The 15448-nt window shown below is 30.4% G+C and carries 15 protein-coding genes; 3 read left to right on the top strand and 12 right to left on the bottom strand.

All coding sequences use genetic code 11. The features are described from left to right. Positions 1-34: 34 nt before the first annotated feature. The 5 genes from FGK85_RS05920 to hflX all read right to left on the bottom strand — a co-directional run bounded on the left by FGK85_RS05920 (position 35) and on the right by hflX (position 5232). On the bottom strand, positions 35-931 hold the full coding sequence (locus tag FGK85_RS05920; protein WP_138204670.1) for a nucleotidyltransferase domain-containing protein: 897 nt from the start codon (positions 929-931) through the stop codon (positions 35-37). 125 nt (positions 932-1056) lie between these two features. Continuing rightward, positions 1057-1287 carry a hypothetical protein gene (locus FGK85_RS05915; RefSeq protein WP_243122819.1) on the bottom strand — a complete coding sequence of 77 codons (231 nt, stop codon included), beginning with the start codon at positions 1285-1287 and terminating at the stop codon, positions 1057-1059. Positions 1288-1436: 149 nt separating this feature from the next. Next, positions 1437-1766, bottom strand: coding sequence for a hypothetical protein (locus FGK85_RS05910; RefSeq protein ID WP_138204666.1), 330 nt, complete (start codon positions 1764-1766; stop codon positions 1437-1439). A 201-nt stretch (positions 1767-1967) separates the two neighbouring features. After that, positions 1968-3251 carry an amidohydrolase gene (locus FGK85_RS05905; RefSeq protein ID WP_138204664.1) on the bottom strand — a complete coding sequence of 428 codons (1284 nt, stop codon included), beginning with the start codon at positions 3249-3251 and terminating at the stop codon, positions 1968-1970. Positions 3252-3447: 196 nt separating this feature from the next. Next, entirely contained in the window at positions 3448-5232 is a 1785-nt protein-coding gene (gene hflX / locus FGK85_RS05900) for a GTPase HflX (RefSeq protein WP_138204662.1), read from the bottom strand. Positions 5233-5829: 597 nt separating this feature from the next. Between hflX and hpt the strand changes: the two genes are divergently transcribed. After that, complete coding sequence (gene hpt, locus FGK85_RS05895; protein ID WP_138204726.1) at positions 5830-6354, top strand: hypoxanthine phosphoribosyltransferase; 525 nt, start codon at positions 5830-5832, stop codon at positions 6352-6354. A 252-nt stretch (positions 6355-6606) separates the two neighbouring features. Here hpt and yunB read toward each other — a convergent pair whose 3' ends face one another. Continuing rightward, complete coding sequence (gene yunB, locus FGK85_RS05890) at positions 6607-7317, bottom strand: sporulation protein YunB (protein WP_396276661.1); 711 nt, start codon at positions 7315-7317, stop codon at positions 6607-6609. A gap of 327 nt (positions 7318-7644) precedes the next feature. Here yunB and FGK85_RS05885 point away from each other — a divergent pair, with 327 nt between their 5' ends. Further along, the gene (locus FGK85_RS05885) at positions 7645-9954 is read left to right on the top strand and encodes a transglycosylase domain-containing protein (RefSeq protein ID WP_138204658.1); all 2310 of its coding nucleotides are present in this window, start codon (positions 7645-7647) and stop codon (positions 9952-9954) included. Positions 9955-10213: 259 nt separating this feature from the next. On the opposite strand, the gene spoVAE is transcribed toward FGK85_RS05885, so the two are convergent. From spoVAE to spoIIAA, 6 genes are all read right to left on the bottom strand, one after another. Continuing rightward, positions 10214-10573 carry a stage V sporulation protein AE gene (spoVAE, locus tag FGK85_RS05880; protein ID WP_138204656.1) on the bottom strand — a complete coding sequence of 120 codons (360 nt, stop codon included), beginning with the start codon at positions 10571-10573 and terminating at the stop codon, positions 10214-10216. Further along, positions 10566-11591: a stage V sporulation protein AD gene (gene spoVAD, locus FGK85_RS05875; protein WP_138204654.1), complete on the bottom strand. Its 1026-nt coding sequence runs from the start codon at positions 11589-11591 to the stop codon at positions 10566-10568. The genes spoVAE and spoVAD overlap by 8 nt, the downstream gene beginning before the upstream one ends. Positions 11592-11604: 13 nt before the next feature. Then, on the bottom strand, positions 11605-12078 hold the full coding sequence (gene spoVAC, locus FGK85_RS05870) for a stage V sporulation protein AC (RefSeq protein ID WP_138204652.1): 474 nt from the start codon (positions 12076-12078) through the stop codon (positions 11605-11607). A gap of 398 nt (positions 12079-12476) precedes the next feature. Beyond that, entirely contained in the window at positions 12477-13232 is a 756-nt protein-coding gene (gene sigF, locus FGK85_RS05865) for an RNA polymerase sporulation sigma factor SigF (RefSeq protein ID WP_138204650.1), read from the bottom strand. Between the two features lie 9 nt (positions 13233-13241). Beyond that, the gene (gene spoIIAB, locus FGK85_RS05860; protein WP_138204649.1) at positions 13242-13673 is read right to left on the bottom strand and encodes an anti-sigma F factor; all 432 of its coding nucleotides are present in this window, start codon (positions 13671-13673) and stop codon (positions 13242-13244) included. A gap of 17 nt (positions 13674-13690) precedes the next feature. Continuing rightward, positions 13691-14026 (bottom strand): anti-sigma F factor antagonist, encoded by a 336-nt coding sequence (gene spoIIAA / locus FGK85_RS05855; protein WP_138204647.1) that lies wholly within the window; start codon positions 14024-14026, stop codon positions 13691-13693. Between the two features lie 417 nt (positions 14027-14443). On the opposite strand from spoIIAA, the gene speE reads away from it, so the two are divergent. Further along, the gene (speE, locus tag FGK85_RS05850) at positions 14444-15271 is read left to right on the top strand and encodes a polyamine aminopropyltransferase (protein WP_138204645.1); all 828 of its coding nucleotides are present in this window, start codon (positions 14444-14446) and stop codon (positions 15269-15271) included. Positions 15272-15448 lie beyond the last annotated feature (177 nt).

Here is a 15448-nt window from a genome sequence, read left to right as displayed (position 1 = left end):
ACCACTTATATATTATTACTACACAATATGTTGTCTAAACAAAGTATACATTTTCTTTAAATAACACATTTCCCTCTTGTGATTTATAATCTCGAGTTTCCTTCTTTAAAAGATTCTTTTCCCATAATTTATTTAATATTTCTTCCATATCTATGTCAAAATCCTTAAATAATTTATCTCTTTTAATATCTTCTGCACTTAATAAGGCATCCTTTTCTTTTATATATCCTAATAAAAATCCAGTTATATTTCTTAAATCCTTATCAATTTCTGTTTCCACATATTCTATAATTCCTCTAATAGCATCTTCAGTTTTCAACTTATTAAAAAACAGTTCGTCAACATGCTCTTTAAAATTTTCATCTATATTCATGCTTGTGCTCATAACATCCTTGCTTACCATATATCCTGATGAATTTATTTTTAGCTTAGCAAAGTCTTCTGAACATTTTATAGCAGAAGTATATGCAGTATAAATTCTATTATTTGCTAAATATTTTTTACAAACCCCAATGTTTTTTAATGCCTTTGCAAGGTAAATCATATTCCATATTTCTCTATCCAAGTCTGGATAAAATCTTCCTCTATCATATCTATTGGTGATATCCCTGTCTTTGGAAAAGACCAATCTAGAAGCGGAAAATATTCTGTGTAAGAATCCTCCCTTTAAGTCCTCATTTTGTAAATTTATGAACTTTTCTTTGCTCATAAGTTTTATATGGATAGGAATATTTTTTTCTCTGGTATAAATGTTTTTGATGCTATTGGCTTCATCCTCCTTTACAACAAATAAATCTATGTCAGATTCCTCCCATAGATCACCTGTTACCATACTCCCGAAAACCATAACAGCTAAAACAGATTTGTCACCTTTAAGTCTATCCACAACACTGTTAAATGCTTTTTGATATTGCAGTATAGTATTTGTCATAGCTCCTTCCCCCTTTAAATTCATTTTTAATTCACTATATAAAGAATATTATATAATATAATATAGTATAAAAACAATACACTTCTTTTAATAAATATGCATTTATGAATTAATTCTTTCATTATTCAAATAACTATTTTATTTATATAAACCCTTTTCATGAAAGCACATTTTGTACAACAGTATAAATGCAAACAATAATCTTCAGAATCTTTTATGGGCATTTCTGCCCCATAGGGCCCCATATATTCCTGTACCCTTCCTTTGTCAACCATAATTCCTTCACACTTAGGGCAACAAATATTTTTTTCCTCTATTTTATTACAAATTGGGCATATTTTTTCCAATGAGCACACCTCTTTTATTTTATATAGTCTTATTATATTTTTACCAGTAACATTAAATTTAATCTTAAACGTATGAAATTTGATTTTTAAAGTTTTAAAATTACAATTACCCTTTACTTACAAATAAAAAAGAGGCCTTTATAGCCTCAAAAAAATACCTACTTATTATATGATTTTATTAATGCTTTTATTTGTTTTTCTAATTCACAAAATATATTTTCAGAAATTTCTTCTATATTATATACTAAATGCAATAAATCCTTTATTTCTGAGTTTTTACTATTATTAATAGTATTCAAAAGTGAAGCTGACTGTGTAAAATTTAAATTTGCATAGGATAAGTTCAATAAAGACAATAGTAAAGGACTTACATTTTGATCATAAAATATCCCATATTTTGGATCCAGTTCTAATTTTATAAACTCTTCTCGTATTTGATTTAATGCCACAAGTTTATCTCTTAATACAGTTATATCCTGTTCCTCCATAATAAAATTCACACCTTATACTATTGTTTTGTTACTGCCTTAAGCTATTTTTTATAATTTTCAAACTCTCTATTAAATCAATAATTTCAATACAAAAATCTTTTAATTTAAAATGTAGAATGAAAGTTGAAACTCCTAAAGTAGCTTTCTCCTTCATTCATTTTAAATTTTAAATTTTAAATTGAAACTATATTTGTACTACTAATATATAAGCTTTTTACACATTTTATTACTTTCATATATTATTTTTTCTTCATCAACATTTAAAAATTCACCTTTTTCCATAATTACATTTCCATTTACTATTACGTATTGAACTTCACTTCCATTAGTTGAAAATACTAAATTTGAATGTATATCATAAATAGGTACCATATTAGGTCTATTTAAATCCAACATTATAATATCTCCTTTAAATCCTTCTTTTATCACACCTAAATTTTTAAACCCTAAAGCTTTAGCTCCATTATATGTGGCCATTTTTAAAGCATTTTTAGCACTTAGCATAGTGGCATCACTATATTTAAGCTTTTGAAGGAATGCAGCAGTTTCCATTTCTTCAAACATATTTAGATTATTATTGCTAGAAGTTCCATCTGTGCCTATACATACATTTATCCCCATATCAAGCATTTCTCCCACAGATGCTGTTCCACTAGCTAATTTCATATTGCTTTGAGGATTATATACTGGACTTACCTCTGATTTTTTTAAAATATTCATGTCTCCCTTTGTTAAATGCACACAATGAGCTGCTACTACAGGATTTTTTAAAATGCCCGTTTCTTCTAATAATTCACAAGTGGTTTTATTATATTTTTCTCTTATTATATTACTTTCATCTTCTGTTTCTGATACATGAATGTGCACTCCCTTATTTTTTTCTTTTGCTATCTGTGCCACACTCTTTAGCGCATCATAGGACAATGTATACGGAGAATGAGGTGCAAACATCATTTTTAAATTTTCACTTTTCTCTTTATCTAACTTTTCAATTATATCTAAAGATGCCTTCAACTGACTTTCCCATGCCTCACCTATTATTGGAATACCCAGTACTGCTCTCATGTTCATATGTTTTACCACTTCTAATACTTGCTCTTGCATAAAATACATATCATTAAAAGTAGTAGTTCCACTTCTTAGCATTTCAATGCAAGCTAGCTCAGTACCAGTTTTTATATGCTCTTCTTTAAATTTAGCTTCCATAGGCCATATTTTTTCATTTAACCACTGCATAAGAGGGAGTCCTTCGCCATAGCCTCTTAACAAGGTCATAGCCGCGTGAGTATGGGCATTTATAAGTCCTGGCATTACACAATAATTTTCTCCATTTATAACCTTAGTATTTTCAATTTCCCCTTTATATTCTCCTGCCCCCACAGATTTAATGGTTTCACCCTCTATAAATAAATAACCCTTTTCAATTACTTCTCTTTCTTCATCCATAGTTACTATAAAAGCATTTTTTATCAATATATTCATCCCAGTATCCCCTTTCACTTTTTTAATATTCACTCAATTATTTTTAATCCAACTTCTGCACATGAAATTCAAGCTCTACATTAAATTAATACGCGTTTTCATATTTTACATTTTTATTTTATAGCTGGGAAAGTTGAATTTTAATTAATAAGAGCAAAGGTATCCCTCTACTCTTATAGCATAACAATTTATTGTTTTATAATAAAAATTCTTTACATTTATTATATATCTTTTTATCTACAATAGCCTCTATATAAGTTCCTTCCTCTTTATATTCCTCCATATTTATTTTACCATTTTGGTGAATATAAGCCACTATATTTTGTTTATCATAAGGAATTAGAAACTTCCCTTGAAGCATATTGTTAGGAAGATATTCTTGTATTTTTTTCATAAGAACATCTATATTCAAGCCCTCTTTAGCACTTATATCTATAAAGTTTTCATCTGCAAATTTTTCTTTTATTTTTTCCACTGCTTCTTTATCTGCCGCATCAATCTTGTTAAGAACTAATATACTAGGCTTATCCTGAGCATTTAATTCTTTAAGCACTTCATTTACCACATTTATTTGATCTATGGCACTAGGTGATGAACTATCCACCACATGAAGAAGTAAATCGGAATAAATCACCTCTTCTAATGTAGATTTAAATGCCTCTACCAAGTCATGAGGAAGTTTGCTTATAAAACCTACTGTATCTGTAAAGGTTACTATTCTTGAGTCTTCCAATTCTATAGCTCTTATAGTTGTATCTAAAGTAGCAAAAAGCATGTTTGCCTCAAATACCTTTTCTTTATCCATAGCTTCATTAGGGGCATAAATTTGACATATTTTATTTCTAAGTGTAGATTTTCCTGCATTAGTGTATCCAACTAATGCCACCTTAGGTATATTTTCTTTTTCCCTTTTTTCCCTTTGAGTTTTTCTTGTTTCTTTTATCTTAACAAGTTCTCTTTTTAAATCGTATATTCTCTCTCTTATATGCCTTTTGTCTGTTTCTAGTTTCTTTTCCCCTGGGCCCCTAGTTCCAATTCCACCACCGGTTCTAGATAATACTCCTCCCATACCTATGAGTCTTGGAAGTCTGTATTTAAGTTGTGCTAATTCTACTTGAATTTTAGCTTCTTTAGTTCTAGCTCTTCTGGCAAATATCTCAAGAATCAAAGTAGTTCTATCTATAACCTTAACTCCTAGTGCATCTTCTACATTTCTTATTTGAGATGCAGAAAGCTCATCATCAAATATAACTACATTAGCTTTATGTAATTGAACCAAATATGATATTTCATCTATTTTTCCCCTGCCTACGTAAAAGGCTGTATCTACCTTTTCTTTATTTTGAATGACCATATCCATAGTTTTAACATTACAAGCTTTAGCCAGTTCCCTTAATTCCTCTATACTCTCCTGACTATCAATGCCTACCAGCAATGCTCTTTCACAGTCATCCTGTACATTTTCATACCCCTTAATAGATTCCTCACTTTGCAGTATTTCACTTCTTATATCTAAATTTAAAGCTGCTTCAACTGTGATTGGACCTATTACCTTAGCTTTTAACTGTTCATCCTGTACTATACAAAATCCAAAGCTAATCTCTCTGCACTTTCCATTCTCTACTCCTAATGCAGCTATATAATCTAGCTTTTGCCTTCCAAGTGCTGATATATCTAGCAAAGATAAACGCGAATTTCCCTTAGGATGAGTGTGTATAACTGCCACTCCACTTAGTTTTCTATCCTTTATATCCACAGAGGCTATCTCCACTGTAGAATTATCTCCTATAGATACATTTATAACATTTCCTCTTCTATCTATAGCTACACTAATTTCTCTATTGATTATATCAGTTACATAGCATAATATATCTATCATTTCCATATTTAAATTATAGTTTTTATTTGTGTTTATTTCATATATTGCTTCCAGCTTATCTAGTATGGTATTCCTTATTCCTTCAATATTTCCCGTTATCATCTTCTCAACTCCATATTCAATTCTTTTTATAAGTTATATTATTATTATCCCACAAAAGATATTAAATTACTTAAATTATAAAATTTCACAATCCACCCCATTGTACCCTTTTGTGGTTTAATCATATTATAAGCTTTCTCATTTATATTACTATTAATTCAACTTTCGCAGTTATAAACAGAGCTCTTAGCTTCAGATGGAATTTTTATAATTACTTTTTCACCTTTACTTCTTACCTTATATAATGTAGCACTTAAATTTATATGCGAAAATTGAGTTATTTAATCCTTTATCAAAAATATAAACTTTCCAATTATAACTTTATATAATTTTATAACATTGTAGGCACATTGTAAATGAGATTGTAAATATACTTCAAATATATAAACAGTATGACTTAACTAATAAAATTCCCCTAATGACAAAAACCACATTATAAATTTGCCGGAAAATCTCCGCAATTAAATTAAATGAATTGAAAAAATCAAAAAATATTGTTAATATGAATAATATACTTTAAAATTTTTCATTATTATCGAACTTTATAAATTATAAATACTATATATTATCAAGTTGGGAGGTATCCTTTTGGAAAATATGGATAACAAAAAAAGAAATATAATAATATCTGAAGAACAAATAAGAGAAAGAATTAAAGAAGTGGGAGCTCAAATCTCTAAAGACTATTCTGGTGAAGAGGTTTATGTACTATCTTTATTAAGAGGTAGTTTTATATTTACAGCGGATCTTGTACGTAACATGGATTTGCCTACTATGATAGGTTTCATGACTACCTCTAGCTATGGCCATGGGGAAGAATCTAGTGGAAATGTTAAGGTAGTAAATGATATTCCTGATAATATAAAGGGATATAATGTACTTGTAGTGGATGATATTGTTGACTCAGGAATAACTATGGATTTTGTAATGAACCATGTAAAAGAATTAGGTGCTAAAGATGTTAAGTGTTGTGTTCTTTTAGATAAACCTGAGAGAAGAAAGGTAGATATAAAACCTGACTACTGCTGTTTCCAAATACCAGATGTATTTGTAGTTGGCTATGGTCTAAATTATGGAGACTATTACAGAAATGTCCCTTATGTATTTAACTGGGAAAAATAAAGTTCTTTTAAAATTAACTATAAATTGAAATTTACGGATAAATAATAGAAAAAAACTTATTAGGAACTAAGTGATAAGTGCTAAGTAAGAAGTAAGCGTGAAGAGTTAAGAGTTAAGGATAAAACTCTAAGAGTTTTTTATAATTAATTATAAAAAAACTCCTTGAGTTTTATCCTTCATTCTTACTTCTTACTTTTTACCTCTTACTTGTTCTAACTTACAACTTTCTATTTTACATTCTAAATTTTAAATTCAATTTGCCATTTTAAATCCTGCATCCCCTAAATCCATCTGTATTGCAGTACCTGGAACCTTCCCTACTATTATAGTTTCTGCTATGGGCACCTCATGTTTCACCTCTATTTCACTATTTTCCAATGGTATTATTACTCTAATTTTTGTTTTTACCTGAACATATATTTTATGACTGGTTTGATTTATACCTGCACTTTCAAATTTTGATAAATATTTTGTTTCTATATGTCCTATAGGTTGCATCTTAACAGTTATACTAGGACCAAAATAGGAAATTATATTATTTTTACTTATGTATCCAACGGGAATTTTAATTCCCACATATCCCAAATCCTTTAGTTTTTTTTGTGAATTTAAAGCCACACTGCATGCTATCTGGTTCATTTTTAATGTGTCAGCTTTCATCATAACAATACTTCCCTCATTATCCTTTTGCACTTTAATAACTTCATCATAATTAAAATCCTTAGAATACTCCTGTATTATAGACTCATTTAAAATCTCAGTGGCCTTAGCTCTCATCTCAGAATCTGCCACTACTAAAACAGTGGGAGTTATAATTTTATCAAATACATATATAAATATAATTAAAATAACAAATACAAAAAAAATGCAAACTAAAATTTTTAATTTTGTTTTTATCTTTATTTTATTTCCACTCCTTTTAAAGGCTATATTTAATCTATATGAAGAATATATATAAGTAATTCAACTTTCACAGTTATAAAATTTAAAATTTACAAATAAGTAATAGTTAATAGTTCAATTTTCGCAGTTATAAAATAAAAATATAAAATTTTCAGGTATGTAATTGGTAGGAGCTAAGAGCTAAGAAGTAAGAGTGAAGGAAAATCCTCATTAATTTTTACTTCTTACCTTTTACTCCTTACCTTGTATAGTGTAGAACTTAAAATTTATATGCGAAAGTTAAGTGCTTAAAATTCTATATTAATTTTAGATTTTATAAAATAACATGTTGTGATATAATAAACTAATAAATAATACTTAAATTTTGATTCTCAAGGAGGATATTATATGACCAAGAAAAAGAAATCTGCTAAAAAAAGGGGCAGAAGAGTATTTAAATTGGTGTTATTATCTATTTTGTTATTAATTTTATTGGCTTCAGTAGCCTTTGGTGGAATACTATTAGCTATGGTTAAAACAACACCTTCATTAGATGTAAATCAAATATTTTCTTTAAGCGAAACATCTAAATTATATGATGACAATGATAAATTTATGGATAATATACTTACTGAAGAAAAAAGCTCTCCCGTTAAGCTATCTGAAATGCCAGTACAGTTAAGAAATGCCTTCGTAAGCATAGAAGACGAGAGATTTTATGAGCATAAAGGTATAGACCCTAAAAGAATAGTAGGTGCTGTGTTAATCGATGTGAAAAATAAAATCACAGGAAATAAAAACCTACAAGGTGCTTCTACCATAACTCAGCAGCTTATAAAAAACTCTATGTTAACACCAGAAGTAAAATTAAAAAGAAAAGTTCAAGAAATATACCTAGCTATGCAGCTAGAAAATGCAATATCAAAAGATAGGATACTTGAAGCTTATTTAAATACTATTTACCTAGGAAGAGGTGCCCGTGGGGTAGGTGCTGCAGCAGAACAGTACTTTAGCAAAAATATCAAAGATTTAAATTTACTAGAATGTGCTTATATTGCAGGAGTAACTCAAAGTCCATCTGTTTATGACGCTTTTTCACCTACATCAAAAAAGAACCCTTCAATTTATTTAAACAGAACAAAAACTGTTTTAAATAAAATGCACGAAAATGGTAAAATAAGTAATACAGAGTATACTACAGCAATTAACGATATAGACAAGGGAAATTTGAAATTTAATCCTTCTACTACTTCTCACAAAATGCAATACGAATGGTTTTCTAGAGAAGTAGTCAAACAAGTTAAAAAGGATCTTAAATCAACCTATGGGTACAATGATAATGAAGTAAATAAATTACTTATGCAAGGTGGACTTAAAATATACACTACCATGGATAAGAACTTACAAGATAACACCCAAAACGTAATAAATGATATGAATAAACTACTTAATATAAAATCCATTGTTAAAAATAATATTTCACAACCTCAGGCTGCTGCTGTATTAATGGATTACCATAAAGGAGAAGTAAAAGCTATAGTAGGAGGAAAGGGCGATCAACCAGCTATGTCCACAAACAGAGCTACAGAACAGTTAAATCCTTGTGGTTCTAGTATAAAACCTATTTCTGTTTATGCCCCTGCTATAGATACAAAAATACTTACAGCTGCTTCAGTTTTAAATGATAACCCTCTTCCAAAAGAGTTTAAAGATAAATACCAAAATTGGGATCCGAAAAACTCACCAGCTGGATATAGCGGTCCTATTTCTCTTAGAACTGGATTGAAGTATTCTAAAAACACTATAGCAGCTCAAGTGGAAGATATTATAGGTATAAAAACTGGTGCTAGTTATGCAGAAAAATTCGGCTTGAATTTAACTGCTACAGATAAAAGTAGTATTGCAGCCTTATCTCTAGGCCAAATAGACGGAACTACGCCTATGGCTATGTCTGCGGCTTACGGTGTCTTTGGAAATGAAGGATTATACGCTGAACCTAAGACTTATAGAAAAGTAATAGACAGAACTGGTAAGGTTCTTTTAGAAAACAAAGTTCAAACTAAAAAGGTGATTTCACCTGCCACTGCCTATATTATCTACGACTTATTAAAAGAACCTTTGAAAACTTGGGGTACTAATGCTAATTTTGGTCCTATGGCTCGTGGTAAAACTGGTACTACTACTGACAGTAAAGATCTTTGGTTTGCAGGTCTTTCTCCATACTATTCTGCAGCTGTATGGATAGGTGACGATAAAAATGTTAACTTTAAGGAATTAGGTGTAAACCTTGGTAGTAATTCTGCCGCTTTGTTATGGGGAAAAATTATGAAATATGCCCACGAAGGATTGCCTTTCAAAAATATATCAAAACCTTCAGGTGTACAAGAAGTTACTGTTTGCGCTGCATCTGGAAAGATAGTTGGACCATATTGTTTAAAAGATGGAAAAACCTTTACTGAATATTTCTTAAATGGAACAGCTCCTACAGAATTCTGTGATGTGCATAAAATAGAAGTTAAACAGCCTGAAGACGATAAAAATAAGGATAAAGATAAAGATAAAGACAAAGACAAAGATAAAAATAAAAACGGAAACGACACTAATAAGCCAAACCCACCTGGCCAAGATAAGCCTTCAGTTCCACCTGCCGATCCTGGTAACGGAAATGCTGATGATAACGCAGGAGACGATAATGCAAACGGTGGTAATAGTAACTAAAATTTTAAAATTAACAAATGGACTGTCGCACTAAAAATAAATTGCGACGCAATTTTATAATTGACAATGGACAATGAATGAAGTTTTTCTTACAGAAAAACTAAAATTTTAAAAGACCTAAACATAGAATTTATCTATATTTAGGTCTTTTTCTGTTTTTAATTTTAGTTTTGCATTAGCAAAACATCCATAATTGTCAACTGTCAACTGTCAATTGTCAATTATAAGAATGTTGCGTCGCAACATTCTTATATTACTGTTATTTTTTAGTCTTAGGATTAAATATTATAGACATTATGTATCCAAAAACTATTGCAGCACTTATCCCTCCTGCACTCCCCTTTATGCCACCAGTAAATGCCCCTAAAAGACCTACTTTATTAACTTCTTTTATAGCACTTTTAGCTAAATTATACCCAAAACCCGGCAAAGGTATAGCTGCTCCTTCTTTTCCAATTTCCATTACATAATCATATATGTTTAAAGCGCCTAATATTACACCTATGGTTACAAAACTCACTAGTATTCTAGCTGGTGTAAGTTTAGTTTTATCCATTAGAATTTGAGCTATTAAACAAATAGTTCCTCCAACCAAAAAAGCGCTTATATAATCATTCATTTTTATCGCCTCCAAATTCTATAGCTACTGCATGTGCTATACCAGGTATACTTTCACCTTGATAAGAAGCTGTAGGACTCATAAGGGCTCCTGTGGAAATCAATAATGCTTTTTTAATATTACCACTTAGTAAATTTTTATATATGTATCCGCAGGCAACTACTGCTGAACATCCGCATCCACTTCCACCTGCATTTACCCCTTGCTTCTCAGCATCATAAATCTCCTCTCCACAATCTATATAAATATTATCCATATTATAACCATAGTCCTTAATTAGCTCAGCAGTTATCTTTCTACCTATTTTTCCCAAATCTCCTGTAGCGATTAAATCATAGTCATCTGGTGTTCTACCAGTATCCATAAAATGTTGTTTAATTGTGTCCACTGCTGCTGGCGCCATAGCTGCCCCCATATTATTAGCATCCTTTATTCCATAATCTTTAACCTTTCCATTAGTTACATATGTTACATATGGGAAATTACCTTCAGTTCCAACTACCGCAGCACCGGAACCCGTTACAGTCCATTGGGCACAAGGGGGCCTTTGGGAACCCATTTCCAATGGAGCTCTAAATTGTCTTTCAGCAGATGAAAAATGCGAGGATGTTGAAGCTACAGCATGATTTGCAAAGCCTCCATCTACTATCATCGAGGCTAATCCTAAAGATTCTGCCATGGTTGAACACGCCCCGTATAAACCTATAAACGGTATATCCACATCTCTAGCTGCATAATTAGATGAAATTATTTGATTTAATAGGTCTCCAGAAAATAAATAGTTTATATCCTGCTCTTTTAAATTAGCTTTTTTTATGGCAGCTGTTATAACACTATACAATAGACTTTTTTCTGCCTTTTCATAACTATCTTCCCCATTTAAATCATCTTGAAGAATTGTGTCAAAATAGTCCCTTAAAGGTCCTTCTCCTTCCTTAGGTCCCACTATGGTTGCTGTGGATATGATTCTAGGCTTGCTTTCTAATCTCACTGTTTGATTTCCTACTCTTTTATTCATATGAAACACCCACCTATTTAAAATAATTTATAAAATAATATATAATTCCTACAATTACAGATGAGCCTACACCATATACCAGTACTGGTCCTGCTATGGTAAACATTTTGGCAGCTACTCCAAAGATAAAACCTTCTTTTTTAAATTCCATGGCAGGCGAAACTATGGAATTTGAAAATCCCGTTATAGGAACTACAGTACCTGCTCCTGCATATTCTCCTAGTTTGTCATAAATACCTATACCTGTTAAAAGTGCTCCTATAAATATCATAATTATAGACACCCAAGTACCTATTTCTTCCTTGGGAAGTCCAAATTTCTCTAAATAATTATAAAAAAACTGACCCACATCGCAAATAAGCCCTCCAATTACGAAAGCCCTTATACAATGAACCCAAATATTAGATTTAGGATTTTCTGTTTTTGATAATTCTTGAAACTTCTTTTTTACTTTTTCTTCTTTTTTATTTTCTGAAGAATTATTCATGTTTATCCTTCCTTTCTATTTTAAAACTATATTTAATTTTCCTTAGAAACTATTGTATAAACAGAGCTCTTAGCTTCAGATGGAGTTTTTACTCCATCTAAAGGTTAGAGATCGTTATCCAGGGACGTAGCTGCCGTTATCTCCCACTTTGTTAGAAGTGGGAGTGTTACGGCAGGTAGGCATCGGATAAAAAACTTATAATTTATAATTTATAATTCAATATTCCAACAATCATATGAACTTATATTTTACTTTCTATATGTTACCTTTAAGTTTTAAAATTACTTTTTAGTATATTTGTTTTAAAATGCTATAACTTTACTAATATTATTGTTTGCAATATTTATTTTTTTAAACTTGTTTAAAAATCAAAAAAAATAAGGTATTATCAACATACCTTATTCAGTCAATTTACCCTTTAATATTTTTAATACCTTCTTCTCAATTCTGGAAACTTGCACCTGACTTATGCCTAACATTTTAGCCACTTCTACTTGAGTTTTATCCTTAAAATACCTAAGCATTATTATCTGCCTTGATCTCTTATTAAGTTCACCTAAAACCTCTTTTAACAACAATTTATCTGTAATATCCTCATCCTCTTGGCCCTTTTCTCCTATTTTATCTATGAGCATAACAGGTGAGCCATCGTCTTGATGTATTACATCATATAAGTACTGAGGTTTACTTGAGGATTCCATAGCAATCAATATTTCATCCACATCCACATTAGAAAAATCCGAAAGCTCTTGTATAGTAGGTTCTCTTCCTAATTTTTTTGTAAGCTTTTCCTTATCATAATGAATTTTTTGAGCAAGTAATTTTACATTTCTACTTACCTTTATTATTCCATCATCCCTTATAAATCTCTTTATTTCTCCCATCATCATGGGAACAGCATAAGTGGAAAATTTAACATTAAATTCTGGATTAAAATTCTTAATAGCTTTAATTAGTCCAATAGAACCTATTTGAAACAAATCTTCATAATCATATCCTCTATTCATAAATCTCTTTGTTACAGCTGATACCAAAGGTAAATTATTTTGCACCACTTCATCTAAAGCCTTTTTATCTCCCTGCTTTGCAAGCTTTATAAGTTCTCCATTATCCTCATAAATATCCTGTTTTTTATTTATATTATTATTTTCCATAAGCTTCACCTAACTTAAAGACCTGAAAACTTTTTTCATTACTACCTTGGTACCTTTTCCATTTTCAGAAGATACTTCCAATGAGTCCATGAAGGTTTCCATCACTGTAAAACCCATGCCTGATCTTTCTAAGTCTGGCCTTGAGGTATATAAAGGCTGCATAGCTAATTCTAAATTATCAATTCCTCTGCCTTCATCTATAACTATCACTGTAAAGCAATTTTTTTCTATATATCCTTCTATTTTAACTATACCATCCTTATTATTTTCATATCCATGAATTATAGAATTGGTAACCGCTTCTGAAACAGCTGTTTTTATATCAGTTAATTCCTCAATGGTAGGATCTAATTGTGATACAAAGGCCGATACTGCAACTCTAGCAAAACTCTCATTTTCAGATCTACTTAAAAATTCTATTTTCATCATATTATCCTGCATTATAATCCCTCCACAAATTAAATATTATTTACTGCTTCTTCTATGTTGTTATATAAATTTATTATTTTAAACATCCCTGATAGTTCAAACACTCTACTAACAGAACCTGTTACATTAGTCACAACCACTTTTCCACCATTTCTGCTTAGTCTTTTGTATCGTCCAATTACTACTCCTATACCAGAACTATCCATAAATGTAACCCCTGAAAAATCCATTATCAATTTATTGACCCTTTCCACATCAAGCCTGTTATCTATTTTATTTCTAACCTCTTCAGCACTGTGATGGTCAAGTTCCCCCATCATATAAGCTATAACTGTATCTCCAACTTTATCGAATTTTAAATACATTTAAACCCCTCCATACCTGTATATTTAAATACAATTTTACAAATACTACACAAAGGTATATAGTTTACATTCTATATTATTCATTATTTTCCTTCTTTTTCTATAATAATTTTTCTAAATATTGCTTTAATCTAAATTTATTGATATAATTTTAACCTAATTGTAGAATACTATTTAATTAATACCTCAACTTTCGCATATAAATTTTAAGCTCTACATTATACAAGGTAAGAATTAAAAGTGAAAAAGTAAGAGCTATTACCTATTACTTATCTGCAAATTTTATAACTGCAAAAGTTGAATCAAAAACTATATTGGTCTAATTATAAAAAATGTTTTAGAATTGTATTTTATATACAAATCTGAAGTATTTGTATATTTAACTATCTATAAATTTATTTTAAGGAGGTCTTATTTATGGAAATGTGGCTTAAAGAAGCTCAAATTAAGGATGCTGCTATGACTTATAAAGTAAAAGAAACTTTAGTAAGAAAAAAAACTAATTATCAAGATTTAACTATTGTAGACACTGAAGCTTTTGGAAGAATGCTTCTATTAGATGGAATAGTTCAGACTACCATAGCAGATGAATATGTTTACCATGAAATGATCACACATATAGCTTTGAATACTCACCCAAACCCTGAAAAAGTTCTAGTAGTTGGTGGTGGAGATGGTGGCACTATACGAGAAATTCTTAAACACTCATCAGTACAAAAGGCAGTTTTATGTGAAATAGACGCTGAAGTAATAAAAGAGTGTAAAAAATATCTTCCAGAAATATCTTGTGCCCTAGAAGACGAAAGATGCGAAATTTTTATAGGTGATGGAATAAAATATGTTCATGAACACAAAAATGAATTTGATGTTATTATAGTGGATTCTACAGATCCTTTTGGTGCTGCAGAGGGTTTATTTGGAGGAAGTTTTTATAGGGAAATATCTGATTGCCTAACAAAAGGCGGCATATTTGTTGCTCAAACTGAATCCCCTTTTTATTTACCAGATGTGGTCAAAAGAGTTTATAAAGATGCTAAAGATGTTTTTCCAATAACTAAGCTTTTCATGGCAGGAATCCCCACATATCCTAGTGGATTTTGGAGTTTTACTATGGGTTCTAAAAAATACGATCCTGAAAACGCAGATATTTCTGATAAGCCTGAACTAGAAACTAAATACTATACAAAAAAACTTCACAAAGCCTGCTTTGTTCTTCCGAAGTTTGTAGAAAACCTCACTTGCTAGTGGGCTAGTGGGCTAGTGGGCTAGTGGGCTAGTGGGCTAGTGGGCTAGTGGGCTAGTGGGCTAGTGGGCTTGTGGACTTTTTGTTTATTTGTTTATTTGTTTTTTAGTTTATTTGTCTATTCATTTTCTCTTTTTTTTGTTTGATTGTCTTTCTGATTATTATTTCTTTTATGTCTT

The sequence above is a fragment of the Haloimpatiens lingqiaonensis genome, from assembly GCF_901447495.1.
Classification (GTDB): Bacteria; Bacillota; Clostridia; order Clostridiales; family Clostridiaceae; genus Haloimpatiens; species Haloimpatiens lingqiaonensis.
This window is presented reverse-complemented; position numbering and strand designations above follow the sequence as displayed.